This is a genomic window from Mycobacterium sp. 1245852.3 (assembly GCF_001669335.1).
Classification (GTDB): Bacteria; Actinomycetota; Actinomycetes; order Mycobacteriales; family Mycobacteriaceae; genus Mycobacterium; species Mycobacterium europaeum_A.
The window spans coordinates 1-948 of the sequence record NZ_LZLL01000599.1; the positions used below are offsets into that span (position 1 = coordinate 1).

2 protein-coding genes are annotated in these 948 nt (G+C 63.6%); one reads left to right on the forward strand and one right to left on the reverse strand.

Annotated features, from left to right (window positions below):
* Positions 1–505 (reverse strand): hypothetical protein (locus A9W96_RS27975; RefSeq protein ID WP_066867407.1); only part of this gene is annotated, 505 nt, incomplete at its 3' end.
* Between the two features lie 273 nt (positions 506–778).
* Here A9W96_RS27975 and A9W96_RS32985 point away from each other — a divergent pair.
* The coding region (locus A9W96_RS32985) for a hypothetical protein (protein ID WP_231999944.1) at positions 779–948 on the forward strand (170 nt) is incomplete at its 3' end.

Consider the following 948-nt stretch of genomic DNA (forward strand, 5'->3'; position numbering starts at 1 on the left):
ACTTTCCCAGCGCCAACAGCATTTCGGCGGTGTGTCGCGATAGTTGCCAGCCGCCCTGGAAGGGGGTGAACTCCATCGGGAAGGTGAAGTTGGCGTTGTTGGCCTGGGCGGTGTGAACGGCGATGGTGGCCTTCACGTTCGACGGATTCTTGTCCGACCACGCGATGTCGTTCGCGTTGAAAGTCATCGGCAGATAGCCGTTGTCGCGCAGGGCGTTGGTGAATTTGTCCAGGGTGACCGCGCTCTCCGGCTTCGCGCCCTCCACCAGATTCACCTTGCTGGCACCCGGAACGTTCGGGTCGGCGAGCCGCGTGAGCACGTCGGTGAGGGCCTCGGGCGGCGGCAGGGGAGCCGTGTTGGGCGCGGCAACCTGGCTCGAGGTGGCCGGTGGGAGCGAAGACGTGGCCGACGAACCGGTATTCGGGTGCGGCGACGAACATGCCGCGAGTCCGACCGCCGCCAAGGCGGCGGCGGCGCTCAGCGCTACGGGCAGTGGCCGGTGCATCCAGTCGGTCGGCCGGCTAGACGCCTCTGGCCGCTTCGCGAACGAAGGGTGTCGCTAAGGTCTGGCCGATGGGTGCAACGGAAGTCACACCGGCGGAGGGGGCGACGACGGCGACGCGAGTCGAGCCTGTGGCGAGGCTTTTTGCGGTCACGCTGGCACCTCCTGAGGCCCTTTCGATCATCACGATTAGTGGCCGAGATTACCAGCGTGACGAAAATCTTAACTTTTCGTGGGTATTTGACTCCGCACATCAATCGGCAATCGCCGGTAGCTTTGAAGTATCCGCCGCACCAATTCGGTGTGGGAAAGGAGCGCAAGATGGGTAGCTCAGAGCGTTCTGAAGCTTTCGGAACACCGCACGAATCAGACATGTCCAGCGGCGACGAGGCCGAGTTGGAGCAACTACGCCGCGAGGCAGCGATGTTGCGCGAGCAACTCGAGCA